The following is a 14,228-nucleotide window of genomic DNA, read 5'->3' as shown; positions in this document are numbered from 1 at the left end:
TAACGACCTTGATGGTGGTTACAGGGCGGGTGTTCACCTCTTCCCATTCCGAACAGAGAAGTTAAGCCCCGCTCCGCCGATGATACTGAGATAAAACTTGGAAAAGTAGGTAGCCGCCACAATATTAAAAAAAAGATATGCCTCCGTCGAATCGGAGGCATTCTTATTCGGGATGTAGCGTAGTCCGGTCATCGCGCCTGGTTTGGGACCAGGAGGTCGCAAGTTCGAATCTTGCCATCCCGACATTAGAAGCGTTCACTATTCATTAGTGGACGCTTTTTTTATGCTCTTAAAGCCCAGATTTCTAAAATTTGGGAAAGTCTTGCATGGGGGGAATAGGTGGTGTAATTTTGGCCTTTAAAATTTATAAAATTTGACATTTAGCGCGTAAATCAACTGATGATCTTATATAGTACTAAAAACACACAACTTAAAGCAAACCTTGAAGAAGCGGTATTCCGGAGTCTTCCCTCAGATAATGGATTATATATGCCTGAGTATGTTCCCAAGGTTTCGACCCAGTTTCTAGAAGGTATTGAGCATTTATCGTTTAATGAAATTGCTTTTGAGGTTTCAAAAACCCTGCTAAACGATGATATTTCAAAAGCAGACATTCAAATGATTGTAGATCGGGCGTTTGATTTTGACGCTCCTGTTGTAGCTATTGAAGATAAAATTCATTGTCTTGAGCTTTTTCATGGTCCTTCCATGGCTTTCAAGGATTTTGGGGCTCGATTTATGGCTTCCTTGATGTCTTATTTTTTAGTGCGTTCTCAAAAAGAAATACGGATTTTAGTGGCTACATCTGGCGATACGGGTGGGGCCGTGGCGCAGGGGTTTCATAACGTACCGGGCATAAGCGTTACAATATTGTATCCAAGCGGTAAAGTAAGTGATATTCAGGAAAAACAATTGACAACGCTGGGCGGAAATGTTACAGCGCTTGAAGTTGATGGAACTTTTGATGATTGTCAAGCGCTGGTTAAACAGGCTTTTTTAGATGCAAAATTAACGCAAAAATACAATCTTGCTTCTGCCAACTCCATAAATATATCTCGTTTAATTCCCCAATCTTTTTACTATTTCAGGGCTTATGCCCAAGTAAAGCATTTAGGGCTTCCGGTTGTATTTTCGGTGCCCAGCGGAAATTTAGGAAACCTGAGTGCGGGTATTTTAGCATACAAAATGGGGCTTCCTGTAGAACATTTTGTAGCAACGACTAACCGTAATAATGTAGTCCCTAATTATTTAGAAAATGGTGTTTACAATCCTGTTCCGTCTGTAGAGACTGTTTCCAATGCCATGGATGTAGGAAACCCGAGTAATTTTGTTCGGCTAACCCGTTTTTTTGGGGATGAATGGGAGCAGGTCAAAGAAGTTGTCTCAGGATTTTGGTTTAACGATGAACAAACCAAAGCAGCCATGCGCGATGTGTACGAGCGTGAGGGCTATTTGATGTGTCCTCATACGGCGGTTGCTTATTTAGGATTGAAGGAATACATGAATTTAACTAAAAAAGACCTAACAGGGATATTTTTATCAACGGCCCATTACGCCAAGTTTCTCAATGTTGTAGAAGAGGCGCTCGGGACCGCTGATGTCGAAATTCCTGCGCGTTTGTCAGAATTGTTAAATAAAACCAAAGTGGCTACTCCGATGAGTACCCGTTTTGAAGATTTTAAAGATTATCTGCTGTCGTAGATTTAAAATAGGCATTTTGAGAATGTCATTATACCATGCAAGTTATCGTTGCTCGAACTTCTGAACACTACGCTGCTGCCGTTATGCTATTCAAGGAGTATGCGTTAGGGTTAGGAATTGACTTAAAGTTTCAGAAGTTTGATGATGAACTGCAAATACTATCGACCATGTACGGCCCTCCAAAGGGGGAGCTATGGCTTGTACATGCAAATGAGCAATTTGTAGGTTGTGCGGCGTTGAGGCAATTGGATAAACATACGTGTGAACTGAAGCGTATGTTTATCCAACCCGCCTTTCGTGGGCTCCATTTGGGGGAGCAGCTCATGGAGGTAGCGATTGATACGGCGTACAAGCTAGGTTATACGTCGATAAAACTGGATAGCCTTCGACGTTTAGAGCCTGCCGTTAAATTATATCTTCGTTATGGATTTACCGAAATCCATCCTTACAACTTCAATCCTGAAGAGGATGTTGTTTATTTTGAGAAAAAGCTCTTAGGCTTATAACTTCATCACCAAAATTTTCCATTCATTTTATTCTTTAACCGTTGGTCGTAAAATATATTTTATTACCTTGCATTGCATAGTACCTTTGATTCAATAATAAAACAAAGAAAAGATAAAGAGCATTGACCAATTGACGTTAAAACGAAAATAAAGCAGTGCTCATCGCCTAAAATCCAACATCTTAACATTGCAAAGCCATGAACAGCAAACAATTGCGTCGTATTCCGAGTGAAGGAGTCCTTGGTGGGGTAGCCGCTGGCCTCGCCGATTATTTTGGTATAGATAAAGCCATAATGCGGGTTATTTTTGTCGTATTGATGTTTTTTACCAAAGGATTTCCCATCATTTTAATCTATATTATTCTGTGGGCGGCGTTGCCTACTGGCGAGCCTACAGTGACCGTTACAGACCCAGAAAACGTTTATTTGAATAATCCGCAGTCCAAAAAGGACTTTGGCAAAGGAGCCGAAATCATTGGCTATGGTCTGCTTATTATCGGTGGATTTATGCTTTTTGACCGTCTTTTCTATTGGATTGATTTGGAGCGATTTGTACCAGCAGCGTTACTCATTGGTTTAGGTCTTTTCTTGATTTTGAGAACAACATCTCACAAATCAGCCACCACTTTTACCGCCGATACAGAGCGTGCTACTCCTTCATGGACTGATTCAGCTCCAATCAATGATTGGGAGCCTCCAAAGACGACAACAACGTCGAAAGAATCAGAAACGCCAGATGGTTCTGAGGAGCCCAAAGTATAGATTTTAAAGCCTGCTCGCAGGGTATTGCTTGCAGGCTTTAAAATTATCATCTAATAACCTACAAACTTTTCAACTCAAACTTCCTTTTGCCATGAACTATCAAAGCACTTTTTGGGGCGCGCTCCTTGTACTTATCGGTGGGCTACTGCTTATGCGTGAACTTTTCGATTGGTTCGATTTCGAGCGATTTTTTTGGCCAGTATTGTTTATTGCGGGTGGGGCACTCCTGATTTTTAAAGACAAACTTAAAAAAATATCTTAAGCCATAGAGCCATGAAACAATCTTCAAATGCCCTATTTTGGGGTACTTTTTTACTGGCTGTCGGCCTGATACTCTTGGCTAAAACCCTCGGTTGGTTTCACATTGATTGGGGAATGACCTTACGCTTCTGGCCCGTATTGTTGGTATTGGCAGGTTTTAGCCTTTTACTCAAACAAAGTTGGTCGGGAATTTTGACGGCCATTCTGATTGCGATTGCCATTCCATCGGCAATTATCAACGGAGCGAACAAAAAACTTCGTCACTGGAATGATGACGGAATTGAGTTTAATCTCCACGATTTTGATGATGACGATGATAACAATAATGAGGATGACGAGTATGACAAGCGCTCCCAAACATATTCAAAGGATGGTGAAACGCATTTCTCCGAACCGCTGGCAGAGGGTACTACTGAAGCAACCCTTAATTTTGGAGCAGGTGCGGGAGAATTTAAAATAGAAGGCACAACTTCTCAATTGGTGGAAGCCGACGCTGAAACAAAATTTGGTAATTATGTGCTGACAACTAAGCGCAATGAAAGCACGAAAATTAGCTCCGTTAATTTTGAAATGGAGAGTAAAGACAGCACCAAGCGCGTTCGGATTAAGGATTTTGACAACATGGACAATCACGTCGAAATGCGACTGAGTGACAAGCCTGTTTGGTCATTTGACTTAGGTTTGGGAGCTGGAAAAGCGGAGTTTGATTTGTCGGAGTACAAAGTTAAAAATGTAAAAATCGGAGCTGGCGCGGCGGAAGTTGATTTGAAATTGGGTGAAAAAATTGAAAACAACGCTGAAGTAAAAATTGACGCTGGGGTTGCTTCCATCGAAATCAATATCCCAGAATCGATTGGCTGTGAATTTACGGTAGACGGGGCTTTTAATTCTAAAGAATTGGATAATTTTGAAAAAATAAGCGATGGACTGTATCGTACTTCCAATTATAACTCGGCTACCAAAAAAATCAAAGTATCGTACAACGGTGGATTGTCAAAGTTAGAAATCAATCGGTATTAAATTAACACCAATAAATAATCCAAAAATGCTGTCAGTTAAAATAACTGGCAGCATTTTTGTTTTTTGTACCTTTGTCAATCACGCAACAAACAGCCCGTTTTTTCGTTTAAAATTGGCAAACATTCGCATTCTAATGAAAAATATACTGACCGCTGCCGCTTTTTTTACAAGCGTTACCCTTTTTGCCCAAACGACGGCAAAAGACTTCACCATTTCGGGGACGGCCAAAAATCTTCAACCCAATGACAAGGTATACCTTGAAATTGCGGGTACTCAGCCACTTGTGAGAATAGACTCATCAAAAGTAGGACCTGACAAACGCTTTACTTTTAAACGTAAAGAACTGGATGAAGGTACCGTGTACCAACTCAATCTTGCCAACGCGCAACGGGTTATTGTGCTTATTGAAGGCGGAGAAACCATTGAGATTACGGCGGATGGAACGGAGAAAGGAGCGTCGAAAGTAAGCGGCTCCCAAAACAATGATTATTACCAGCAATTGATTGGCATGTATAAAGAGATGAACGAAAAGTCTCAGAAATGGCAGGAAGAATATGCCCAGGCCGAACAAAAGAAAGACAGTAAAAAAATAGCGAAGATTCAGCAGGATTTTGAAGCCGCAAGTCAGGGATTTACGGGAAAAGTTAAAAGCATGATTCCTGAAATGGGAACGTCGTTGGTTGCGTTGTTTGCGACCAATTTTCTGAACCCCGAAGTCGATTTTGCGACCATTGATGCGCTGGCAAAACGCTTTGAGGCAGAGCGCCCAACCATGAAACAGGCGCAGGTTTTTGTCGGAAATGCCAAACGTATGCGTGGAATTCAGATTGGAGATGCCGCTCCCGAAATTACGCTCAACAGCACGCAGGATAAGCCCGTAAGTCTTTCTTCATTGAAGGGAAAGATTGTGTTGATTGATTTCTGGGCTTCTTGGTGTGGGCCGTGCCGTCAGGAAAATCCGAATGTGGTGCGGGTTTATAATCGTTTTAAAGACAAAGGGTTTGAAATCTTCAGTGTGTCGCTCGACCGCGACAAAGCGGCTTGGTTGAAAGCCATTGAAAAAGACGGGTTGATTTGGCCAAGCCACGTTTCAGACTTAAAATATTGGCAGTCAATTGCGGCCCAGACTTACGGTGTCAACGCCATTCCTGCCACTTTCCTGTTGGATAAGGACGGAAAAGTGATTGATAAAAACCTGCGCGGGGCCGCATTGGAGAAAAAGCTCGAAGAATTATTGAAGGTAAATAATTAAAAGTACGTCTAACTCAGACGCTTTTTATGCTTTTCATCAAAACTTTTCAGGTTTTCAAGACTTGGAAAGTTTTTTTATTTTCAATGAAATCTTAATCTTTACATTCCAAGAAACAGAAAAATGTAAAACAGTAAATGTTAACGGTTAAAAGCCCAAAAGGGGGCACTGAACCCCAAAAAACAATATTGTTTTACCATTATTACTAGACATAGACCTTTTACTTTCATGAAATTTCATTTCTACTCTCGCATAACTTTTTTTGTGGCTGCCTTGTATTTTTCGTCGTTTGCGGTGCAAGCCCAAACTTCTGATTTTACGGCAGAGCATGAGTTTACCCAAAACTGTGAAGGACCTTCTGTCGATTCTGACGGGTCGGTGTATGCCGTTAACTACATCATGGATGGTACCATCGCCAAGATTTCCAAACGTAATAAATCGTCAATTTTTCTGACTTTGCCAAAAGGAAGTACAGGAAATGGGATTCGGTTTGGCAACGCCACGACCTTTTACGTGGCGGATTTTACGGGGCATAATGTTTTGAAAGTAGATGTAACAACCAAGCAAGTGAGTGTTTATTGCAACGAGCCTAAAATGAACCAGCCAAACGATTTGGCCATTACCAAAAAGGGACATATTTTTTGCTCAGACCCAAACTGGAAAGAAGGAACAGGACAGGTTTGGCACGTGTCGCCTGAGGGCAAAGCACGAATCGTGGCGCCCGATATGGGAACAACCAACGGGATTGATGTAAGTCCAGACGAAAAGACACTGTACGTCAACGAAAGTGTTCAACGCAATATTTGGGCCTTTGATTTGGCGGCTGATGGCTCACTTTCCAATAAACGGCTGTTGCATAAGTTTAGCGATGGTGGTATGGACGGAATGCGCTGTGACGCCAACGGAAATCTGTACATCACAAGGCATGGGAAGGGTGAAGTGGCGGTTGTGTCGCCCGAAGGAAAAGTCATAAAAACGATTACTACCAAGGGCAAAAGTGTTTCAAATATTTGCTTTGGAGGCAAAAAAGGGCGAACTTGCTACATCACTCTCCAAGATCGCGGTTGCCTCGAAACTTTTCAGGCAGAAGCTCCCGGACGGGAGTGGCTAATGATGAAAGCGTTTTTGGGAAAGAAATAAACCTATTCTATGTACAAGTTTTTAACTGTTTGTTTATCCTTAATTTCACCATTATTTTTGATGGCAGCGGATGCTCCCGGTGCCCAACTATTGACTTTGGGGCAGGCGTTTTTGCAGCTTAATGCGCAGATTCGTGAACAAACCATTGAACCAGATTCTGCTCAGTTACGGTTTAGGTTGATTTTTAGCGAACTGCGCGAAGTAACCGACGGCTATCGTCAACAAACGTGCAGTGATTCCATTCGTTTTGTTTTTCCAATAAAATCATACGATGCCGAGCAAATCGGTGGAAATGGCTCTGGATACCGTCCGTTTGGCTTTAATCTATTTGACCACGCGGTACAAGGTAGCCATCCAGCCCATGATATATTTGTTTATGACCGCAATCAGGATAACTTGGATGACCAAACCGAGCAGCCTATTGATGTACTGGCGATGCGTCCTGGTATTGTAGTGGCCACCGAATCTAACTGGAGTCCCGAAAGCACCTATCGAGGCGGTAATTTTGTGTGGATTTATGATCCGTGTTTGGATGGATTATTTTATTACGCACATCACAGCCGGGTAACGGTTCAAGTAGGTGACCAGGTGACGGCAGGGCAAAAAATTGCGGAGGTGGGAAGAACGGGCCTCAATGCTGCCAAACGCCGTTCAGGAACTCATTTACACCTTATGTACCTTCAGCTTACGCCCGAAGCGTTGCCGATGCCGCTCAATACATACGATTGGCTGGCATCTGCCGAAGTGATAAAATAAAAGGAGTTAAAGGCTGACCCCTTAACTCCTTTTCCATTCAATTATTTTCTGATTAAATCCCTAAGTTCGACTTGTAACGGTTTGTTGTCAGGAAACTCCTGCGGAATCCATCGCTCCACTATTTTTCCTTGCGCATCAATCAGTACAAAAGGATAGCGCATCGTAGAAGCATAGGACCCTTTGAGCATTTGTGCATCATAGTCGGAGGCCCATAGATGCAACACTCCAGGGCGCTTTTCGGTGGTTGGCTGCCATATTTCATACGTAGTTGCTGGGGTTACGTTGAGGTAGACGAAATTCAAACGGCCACGGTATTTTTCTTCCAAAGGTTTAAAATCATTTTCGTGCTGTTTTAGATTATAGCAGAAAGCAATGCAAACAGGCTTGCCCCGCAGACTTGACAATGCTACGGTGTTACCATCGCGGTCTTTAAGCATAAACTCGGGCGCCTGCGAGGCTACCTCCATCTTCTCTTTTGCTTCAATGGTACGCTTAAAATAAGGCACCAGAGTCGATTCAGGATATGTTTGTTCGTACTGGGTCAGTAATGTACGGGCGGTACTCATGTTGCTCCGAAACGTGGTGGAATAATTGAGCCAATGGGTCAACAAATATTCTTTTTGTTTGGGATAACTCTGGAGTTCTTCGCTGCTCAGTTGATACGCCATTTGTACCGCCTCAGGTGAGAGCACATACCGCTTGGCGGAGTCGGTCGGATATTTTTGGATGACGGGTACTTGAATAAAATTGCGCAGTTCGTTGCGATAGACTTCACTCAGTAGGGCCGCATCGGGCATAATTTTGAAATTCTGAAGTGCTAACTCCTGAATTTCTTTTCGTTGATTGGGCTTTAGCTGCACCCCCTGACTTTCACGGATTTTTTTGTCGGAAACTACGAGTTTAAGTAAATAAGGTTCCGTATTTGTAATGGCCGTTACGTAGGTTTCAAATGCTTCGTCGACGGGTTGTTGGCCTTTCAAAGTTTGCAAGCGTTGTTGACGTGTACGTTGTAGACTGTCTACCTTGGTGAGAATGTGAAAATTATCAATTTGGGAAGGATTATACCCAAATTGGGGCAAATAATCATACATGTTTTCCCGGAAATAATCTCGCAGGTACTCTTGGTAGCGGGCATTGGTCCCCGTAAAAGTCAGTGTTTTGTTGGGAGAGATGCCGATTGTAAGGTTATCATTTGGGCTGATAAACAGCAAATAATTTACACCTTCTTGGCTTTTATAAGCAGTTACCTTGCGTTTGTTGACAATATTTAATCGAACAACCTGCGGTTCTTTCAGTTCAAATTCGGTCTTTGCCCATTGTTTTGTACTGTCATCAAATACACCGATGTTTAGAAATTCTACGTCGGTAAGACCGATGGAAGGAGCATCAAGATAACGGACTTTCTCGGCCGTTAAAGAGATAATAAAATCGTTGTTTGGGGGCAGTTTGAGCAGGATTTGAGCTGTTTGGGCATTCGCCGTCAAGCTTAAAAAAAGGCAAAAAGCGAACAGATTTTTCGTCATAAAGATTTTTGTTAGTTGTACAGTGAGTTAAATGTGGATACTTGCCGAAGGTGTTAACCAAATGACCCAAGATAATAAAACGAATAAGTTGTCTAAAACGTGTCTTTTCGTTGCGTCAATTTAAGTTTCGGCAGGTCCTAAAAGAGTACTGATTGGTTTCCATGAAGGAACGTGGTCAGCAATAACTTTCAGGATGGCTGCAAAAGGTAAGAACAAAACCATGCCAGACACTCCCCATATCACCCCGCCGATAAACAAAGCAATGATGGATGCGAGTGTATTCACTTTCAATTGACTGCCAACGACCATCGGAAAAATGACATTGGCTTCCAAATATTGCACCACCCCAAACACGGCTACCACCGCCAAAGGATACCAAAGTGAATCGTAAGAAATCCAAGCAATCGAAATAGGCAACAGCGCTCCTACCATGATACCCACGTAAGGAATAATGGTCAAAATGGAGGTAATGAACCCAAACAAAATGGCGTACTCAATCCCAATGATGGCCAGCCCGATGGAGTTTAAAATACCGACCGATAGATAAACCAGTAGCAGCCCCTTGATGTAATTATGATAAGTTTGGACCGTTTGATGCGTAACGGAATAGACAAGTTTTTGATTTGATTCGCCAAAAAGTTCGTATAAAAATTTCATGATTAAACCGCGATAGTACAAAAACAACGCAGTAAATAAAGGAATCATGAAGGCGTTGAAAAGCAGATTGGCTGTGATATTAAACGTTCCGACCAAAACAGCTCCGATTTTTGAGCCCGCTTCTGAGCCTGTTTTAATCAACCAATTGTCCAGCATTTTTTCGGTAAGATGAAAACGAAATTGAAGCCATTCCTGTATTTGAGGCCAATTTTCTTTGAATTTGGTAGTGATTTTGGGTACTTCTTTTTGAAATTCGTCCAATTGCCAAACCAATAATGTCACCAATGCGGCTACAATCAGGAAGACGATGGCTAAGCAAGCGGTGATGGCTAAACTGCGGGGCCATTTCCATCTTTCTAACTTCTGACAAAAAGGTGCCATGACGATAGCAACCAATAAACCAAAAGCCATGGGTATGGTAATGGATTGCGTAAAGTACATAAATACAGCTACAAAAAAGACGATTTGAAGATATCGGACGCTTTGTTGAGTAGTAGGCATAAGAAATAGTTTTTTGACAATATTGGTAAAAAAACAGCAAAAGCCTTCTGATAAATATCAATAACTAGGATTTGAAAGTACTAAAAACGAAACAGCCGTTCTGCAACGGCTGTTTCGTTTTTAGTACATGAAGAGAGCAATACTGTTACTTGCCCGTATTTGCGATCCCGTTGGGATTAAATTGAATCCATTCCAAACCAAACAATCCTTTGTTTTCGGGAACGGATTGGGCGGTGGTGAACACAAGATAAACGTTGTGAAGCTTTTCATCGGGTCGACGAATAGATGCATTTAATACCCCTACCTTATTGTTGGGTACTTCTACTTCACCAATCAAAGCACCCGTTGGACTATCGAGTCGCACTTCGATTTTGCCGCCTACTGTGCGGCTTGGTTCGGCATAGACCATAAATGAAAGTGTACTGATGTCGGTCAAATCAATGTCTTTGTATACCGCATAGCTGCCATTTTTAACGGGAGCCAGTACCTCGCTTTTGGTCGGTAATTCTACATTGGTGGCATCTTTCACTTCGTCATTTTGCACCGCCTTCACTTTGGCGGGGCGCAGGGCTACCGTAGTGGTAGAAGTCTGTGGTCCTAGGTTAGCGTTTCCTTTGTCAGTATAGCTAGCCGTAAAAATATAAGAACCTTCTTTTTGCTTGGCGGCCGTTACGTATTCGCCTTTGACGGGTTTTTTGTCAGGCCCTTTTTCGTTGGCCAACGACATAATGTAACGTACTATATCTTTGGCGTCGTCTTTCTTAATTTGGGGGTGCGCACTCATGGCTTGCTCGCCCCAAACACCGCCACCACCATTGATGATTTTATCGGCAAGCATACTTACCACGTCGCGTTCTCTTTGGTATTTTTTTGCTACATCACGGTACGATGGGCCAATAGATTTTTTGTCAATGCTGTGACAGGCCATACAATCAGAAAGCTCCATGAGGCGTTTTCCCGTGGCAAATCCCAAGTTTGCTTGGTGGCCCTGGGCCAAAATGGTCTTGTCAAATCCTTCCAAATAATCAATCGTTACGATGACATCCTCGGGGCTGATTTTCTTATTTGCCAAGCTACCGTCTTCTTTATCGGCCACTTTTACTTCGTAGCTAACGGGTTTATTTTCCCAATAAAAAGATTTATTTCCTGCTACGGCTACTTCCACTTTTGGCGGTTCATTGCCCACTTTTACTTCTACACTGCTCGACGAAACATTCCCTTTTACGTCGGTTACTTTAAGCGTGGCGGTATAGGTGCCGGGTTTTGTATAAGTAAAAGTTGGGTTAGGAAGGGTGCTTTTAGGAAGCCCTTTGCCAAAGCTCCACTCATACGTGAGGGCATCCCCGTCATAATCTACCGTTGCTTTAGAAGAGAACACGGCTTTCATGGGCGCAGCACCCGCTTTTTTGTTGACAGTGGCGGCGGCTACTGGTTTACGGTTTCCGGCATTGTACGTAATCCGCGACAAACGCGAATCGTCATTCTGGGCAAACCAAGTGTTGCCGTATTCCATGACGTACAACGAACCGTCAACCGCAAACTGCATGTCAATCGGATGGCTAAACTTAGTGCTTGGCATGAAGGTTTCCATGCTTACAAAATCGCCTTCTTTGGTCATCGTAACGGGATGAATCCAATCGCGGATCCATTCGTAGGCAAACAGTTTTCCGTCATAATGGCGGGGGAATTTTACGTCATTTTCTGGATAGTCATCATAATAGTAGACGGGTCCAGCCATGGCGTTGCGTCCGCCTTTTCCCACGATGGGCCCAAATTCGGGTGAATCGGCGTAGGGATAATAGATAAAGGCTTTTTGAGCAGGAGGCAATTCAATCAAACCCGTATTGTGCGGGGAGTCGTTGATGGGTTTTGCGGGGTCAAATCTTTCGCCCGATATTTTGGTGCCTAAGTCGTAACGATTGTAAGCCCTATTGTCGGCTACAAACAGGGGATATCCAAAATAACCTGCTTTGCGCGCCTGATTGACTTCATCGTACCCACGCGACCCACGCGTCTCGCTGTCATTGCCTGCGTCTGGCCCTACTTCTCCCCAGTACAGAAAACCAGTCCGCTGGTCAATTGAAATACGGTAGGGGTTGCGATTCCCCATAATGTATATTTCGGGGCGGGCTTTTTCGGTGCCTGGAGCAAAGAGATTCCCAGCAGGGATGTCATATCCACCTTCGGCGCGTGGTTTGATGCGGAGAATTTTACCCCGTAAATCATTGGTGTTAGAAGAAGTGGAGCGACCGTCCCAGTTGGCTCTTCCGGGGCGTCCGTCGAGTGCGCCGTAGCCATCATTGCCAAAAGGGTTGATGTCGTCGCCAGTAGAGAGATACAAATTGCCCTGCTTGTCCCACGCAATGGAGCCTCCTGTATGGCAGCAATCATTGCGTTTGACAGGTACGCGAAGCAGCACTTGTTCGGTACTCAGCAACAAAGAATCCCGCTCGGTATCGTACTTCATACGTACTAGCCGTTGTGAGGTATCGGCCTCTGAAGAGACGGGAGAATAGTACAAATAGACCCACTTGTTTTGTTTGAAATCGGGGTCAACGTTGATACCCATCAGGCCGTATTCCTGTTTGATATAGACAGGAATGTTGCCCACGAGTTTATAGGTGTTGGGCTTTTTAGGATTGTACAGTTTTACTTTTCCTTTCCGCTCAGTAAACAACACGCGCTGATCGTCTAGCACAACCAACTCGGTAGGCTCGTCTAATTTTTCAAGTAAAATGGTTTTCGTAAAACGATTTTCTTCGGGAAGGGCAGGGGATTGGGCTGAAACGGTACTACTTAGCAATGCGGCTAGCAATAGTGAACTACTGCCTATACACATTGTTTTTTTCCAAAATGGATTTTCCATGAGGTCACTTATGTTGGTTATAATTTTACTACTAAAGTACAAACGCACCGAAAACTAATGATGTAGTCGGTGTACATATAACGCTGAAAGTCGAAATGGTACTATTGGGCGCATGCAACTGAAAATTATTTCTCTTGAAAACAATTTGTTTAATGAATTGTTTGGCCGCAGAAAAACTGTAATAGGTTGTATACCAAGCATTCTGTCTTTGTTTGAACTAATGAAAAAAATAAATCGTTTATTTATTGGATTTAGAATACAATTTAACCGATATTTGTCACGTTTTTTTCAAAAACCAAATACAAAAGTGGCACACACTCTCTCACATACTCGCTGCGCGCACATTACGCCATTTTTTTGTAGGTCCGAAAGGACACACTAATACTGTTTGCCTACGCGGCGAACGCTCTCGCCAGATTTCCAAAAATCGTTTCTTTTTTTTCTCAACACCAAAGCGGATTTGTTGTCTCCGCAGAGGATTCAATTCCAATAAATGACAATGTCAAACATCGAAATAGTAGCCAACGAGTACATCGTAGAAACAGCCGAAGACAAACACTTCCATCTCGCCGAAACCATCTGTAAAGAGATGGAAGAAAGTGCCAAACAGCGCGGAACTGGAATCGCCAAACGTTCACCTGTATATATTCAGGAAAAAATGGCCGAAGGCAAAGCCATCATCGCAACAACGTTGCTTGGCGAATGGGTTGGTTTTTGTTATATCGAGACCTGGGAGCATGGCAAGTTTGTGGCCAATTCTGGGTTGATTGTTCATCCTGATTACCGCAAAAGCGGTATCGCGAAAGCCATTAAAAGAAAGGCTTTCGAACTCTCGCGGACCAAATACCCAGAGGCCAAAATCATTGGAATTACGACCAGCTTGGCCGTGATGAAGATTAACTCAGATTTGGGATATGAGCCCGTTACGTTCAGTGAATTGCCCGCCGACGACGCCTTTTGGAAAGGCTGTTCGAGCTGCGTAAACTATGACGTACTCACCCGGACCAACCGTAAAAACTGCCTTTGTACGGGGATGATGTATGACCCGTTGGAGGTGCCAAAAACGGAAAAGAAAGCCCCATGGGATTTTCTGAAAGAATCAAAATTGTATGAGCGCTGGATGCGTATCAAACAACGGATTCTGCTGCGTCGCGAAATACGTGAAGCCAAAGTCCGTCAGCGTCAGAACGAACTGGAACTGACGCACTAGGCTGCTTTTATTCCTTTACTAACCCCGATTCTCAGTTTTGGCTGGGAATCGGGGTTTATTTTTTATCTTGGAGATAA

12 protein-coding genes, 1 tRNA gene and 1 rRNA gene are annotated in these 14,228 nt (G+C 43.2%); 11 read left to right on the top strand and 3 right to left on the bottom strand.

Going from position 1 to position 14,228, the window contains the following annotated elements; genetic code table 11:
- The first annotated feature begins 10 nt into the window (after window positions 1-10).
- From rrf to DVG78_RS16855, 10 genes are all read left to right on the top strand, one after another.
- Window positions 11-122, top strand: a 5S ribosomal RNA gene (gene rrf / locus DVG78_RS16900).
- Window positions 123-168: 46 nt separating this feature from the next.
- Window positions 169-243, top strand: a tRNA-Pro gene (locus tag DVG78_RS16895).
- 156 nt (window positions 244-399) lie between these two features.
- Complete coding sequence (thrC, locus tag DVG78_RS16890; RefSeq protein WP_114462225.1) at window positions 400-1,701, top strand: threonine synthase; 1,302 nt, start codon at window positions 400-402, stop codon at window positions 1,699-1,701.
- A 35-nt stretch (window positions 1,702-1,736) separates the two neighbouring features.
- Window positions 1,737-2,207, top strand: a complete 471-nt coding sequence (locus tag DVG78_RS16885; protein WP_114462224.1) for a GNAT family N-acetyltransferase — start codon at window positions 1,737-1,739, stop codon at window positions 2,205-2,207.
- 197 nt (window positions 2,208-2,404) lie between these two features.
- The gene (locus tag DVG78_RS16880; RefSeq protein ID WP_114462223.1) at window positions 2,405-2,968 is read left to right on the top strand and encodes a PspC domain-containing protein; all 564 of its coding nucleotides are present in this window, start codon (window positions 2,405-2,407) and stop codon (window positions 2,966-2,968) included.
- 91 nt (window positions 2,969-3,059) lie between these two features.
- Window positions 3,060-3,230, top strand: coding sequence for a LiaI-LiaF-like domain-containing protein (locus DVG78_RS30250; RefSeq protein WP_166559382.1), 171 nt, complete (start codon window positions 3,060-3,062; stop codon window positions 3,228-3,230).
- A gap of 11 nt (window positions 3,231-3,241) precedes the next feature.
- Window positions 3,242-4,249, top strand: a complete 1,008-nt coding sequence (locus DVG78_RS16870; protein WP_114462221.1) for a toast rack family protein — start codon at window positions 3,242-3,244, stop codon at window positions 4,247-4,249.
- Between the two features lie 133 nt (window positions 4,250-4,382).
- Window positions 4,383-5,501 carry a TlpA disulfide reductase family protein gene (locus DVG78_RS16865; protein WP_114462220.1) on the top strand — a complete coding sequence of 373 codons (1,119 nt, stop codon included), beginning with the start codon at window positions 4,383-4,385 and terminating at the stop codon, window positions 5,499-5,501.
- Window positions 5,502-5,726: 225 nt separating this feature from the next.
- Window positions 5,727-6,638 carry an SMP-30/gluconolactonase/LRE family protein gene (locus DVG78_RS16860; protein WP_114462219.1) on the top strand — a complete coding sequence of 304 codons (912 nt, stop codon included), beginning with the start codon at window positions 5,727-5,729 and terminating at the stop codon, window positions 6,636-6,638.
- A 60-nt stretch (window positions 6,639-6,698) separates the two neighbouring features.
- Window positions 6,699-7,394, top strand: coding sequence for a M23 family metallopeptidase (locus tag DVG78_RS16855; RefSeq protein WP_229598250.1), 696 nt, complete (start codon window positions 6,699-6,701; stop codon window positions 7,392-7,394).
- Between the two features lie 41 nt (window positions 7,395-7,435).
- Here the strand turns inward: DVG78_RS16855 and DVG78_RS16850 are convergent, their stop codons facing one another.
- The 3 genes from DVG78_RS16850 to DVG78_RS16840 form a co-directional block, all read right to left on the bottom strand.
- Window positions 7,436-8,917 carry a TlpA family protein disulfide reductase gene (locus DVG78_RS16850; RefSeq protein ID WP_114462217.1) on the bottom strand — a complete coding sequence of 494 codons (1,482 nt, stop codon included), beginning with the start codon at window positions 8,915-8,917 and terminating at the stop codon, window positions 7,436-7,438.
- Window positions 8,918-9,037: 120 nt separating this feature from the next.
- Window positions 9,038-10,075: an AI-2E family transporter gene (locus tag DVG78_RS16845; RefSeq protein WP_114462216.1), complete on the bottom strand. Its 1,038-nt coding sequence runs from the start codon at window positions 10,073-10,075 to the stop codon at window positions 9,038-9,040.
- A gap of 145 nt (window positions 10,076-10,220) precedes the next feature.
- Entirely contained in the window at window positions 10,221-12,941 is a 2,721-nt protein-coding gene (locus tag DVG78_RS16840) for a PQQ-dependent sugar dehydrogenase (protein WP_114462215.1), read from the bottom strand.
- Between the two features lie 499 nt (window positions 12,942-13,440).
- Between DVG78_RS16840 and DVG78_RS16835 the strand changes: the two genes are divergently transcribed.
- Window positions 13,441-14,151, top strand: coding sequence for a GNAT family N-acetyltransferase (locus DVG78_RS16835; protein WP_114462239.1), 711 nt, complete (start codon window positions 13,441-13,443; stop codon window positions 14,149-14,151).
- Window positions 14,152-14,228 lie beyond the last annotated feature (77 nt).

Origin of the sequence: Runella aurantiaca, from assembly GCF_003339505.1 — a bacterium.
GTDB classification, from domain to species: Bacteria; Bacteroidota; Bacteroidia; order Cytophagales; family Spirosomataceae; genus Runella; species Runella aurantiaca.
The sequence above is the reverse complement of the archived record's forward strand: the minus strand, read 5'-3'. Positions and strand labels throughout refer to the sequence as shown.

What these genes read in the sequence shown, in the direction of transcription:
- DVG78_RS16850 (WP_114462217.1), bottom strand. Translation starts at nt 8,917, where the DNA reads ATGACGAAAAATCTGTTCGCTTTTTGCCTTTTTTTAAGCTTGACGGCG.
- DVG78_RS16870 (WP_114462221.1), top strand. Translation starts at nt 3,242, where the DNA reads ATGAAACAATCTTCAAATGCCCTATTTTGGGGTACTTTTTTACTGGCT.
- DVG78_RS16835 (WP_114462239.1), top strand. Translation starts at nt 13,441, where the DNA reads ATGTCAAACATCGAAATAGTAGCCAACGAGTACATCGTAGAAACAGCC.
- DVG78_RS16840 (WP_114462215.1), bottom strand. Translation starts at nt 12,941, where the DNA reads ATGGAAAATCCATTTTGGAAAAAAACAATGTGTATAGGCAGTAGTTCA.
- DVG78_RS16860 (WP_114462219.1), top strand. Translation starts at nt 5,727, where the DNA reads ATGAAATTTCATTTCTACTCTCGCATAACTTTTTTTGTGGCTGCCTTG.
- DVG78_RS16845 (WP_114462216.1), bottom strand. Translation starts at nt 10,075, where the DNA reads ATGCCTACTACTCAACAAAGCGTCCGATATCTTCAAATCGTCTTTTTT.
- DVG78_RS16885 (WP_114462224.1), top strand. Translation starts at nt 1,737, where the DNA reads ATGCAAGTTATCGTTGCTCGAACTTCTGAACACTACGCTGCTGCCGTT.
- DVG78_RS16865 (WP_114462220.1), top strand. Translation starts at nt 4,383, where the DNA reads ATGAAAAATATACTGACCGCTGCCGCTTTTTTTACAAGCGTTACCCTT.
- DVG78_RS30250 (WP_166559382.1), top strand. Translation starts at nt 3,060, where the DNA reads ATGAACTATCAAAGCACTTTTTGGGGCGCGCTCCTTGTACTTATCGGT.
- DVG78_RS16855 (WP_229598250.1), top strand. Translation starts at nt 6,699, where the DNA reads ATGGCAGCGGATGCTCCCGGTGCCCAACTATTGACTTTGGGGCAGGCG.
- thrC (WP_114462225.1), top strand. Translation starts at nt 400, where the DNA reads ATGATCTTATATAGTACTAAAAACACACAACTTAAAGCAAACCTTGAA.
- DVG78_RS16880 (WP_114462223.1), top strand. Translation starts at nt 2,405, where the DNA reads ATGAACAGCAAACAATTGCGTCGTATTCCGAGTGAAGGAGTCCTTGGT.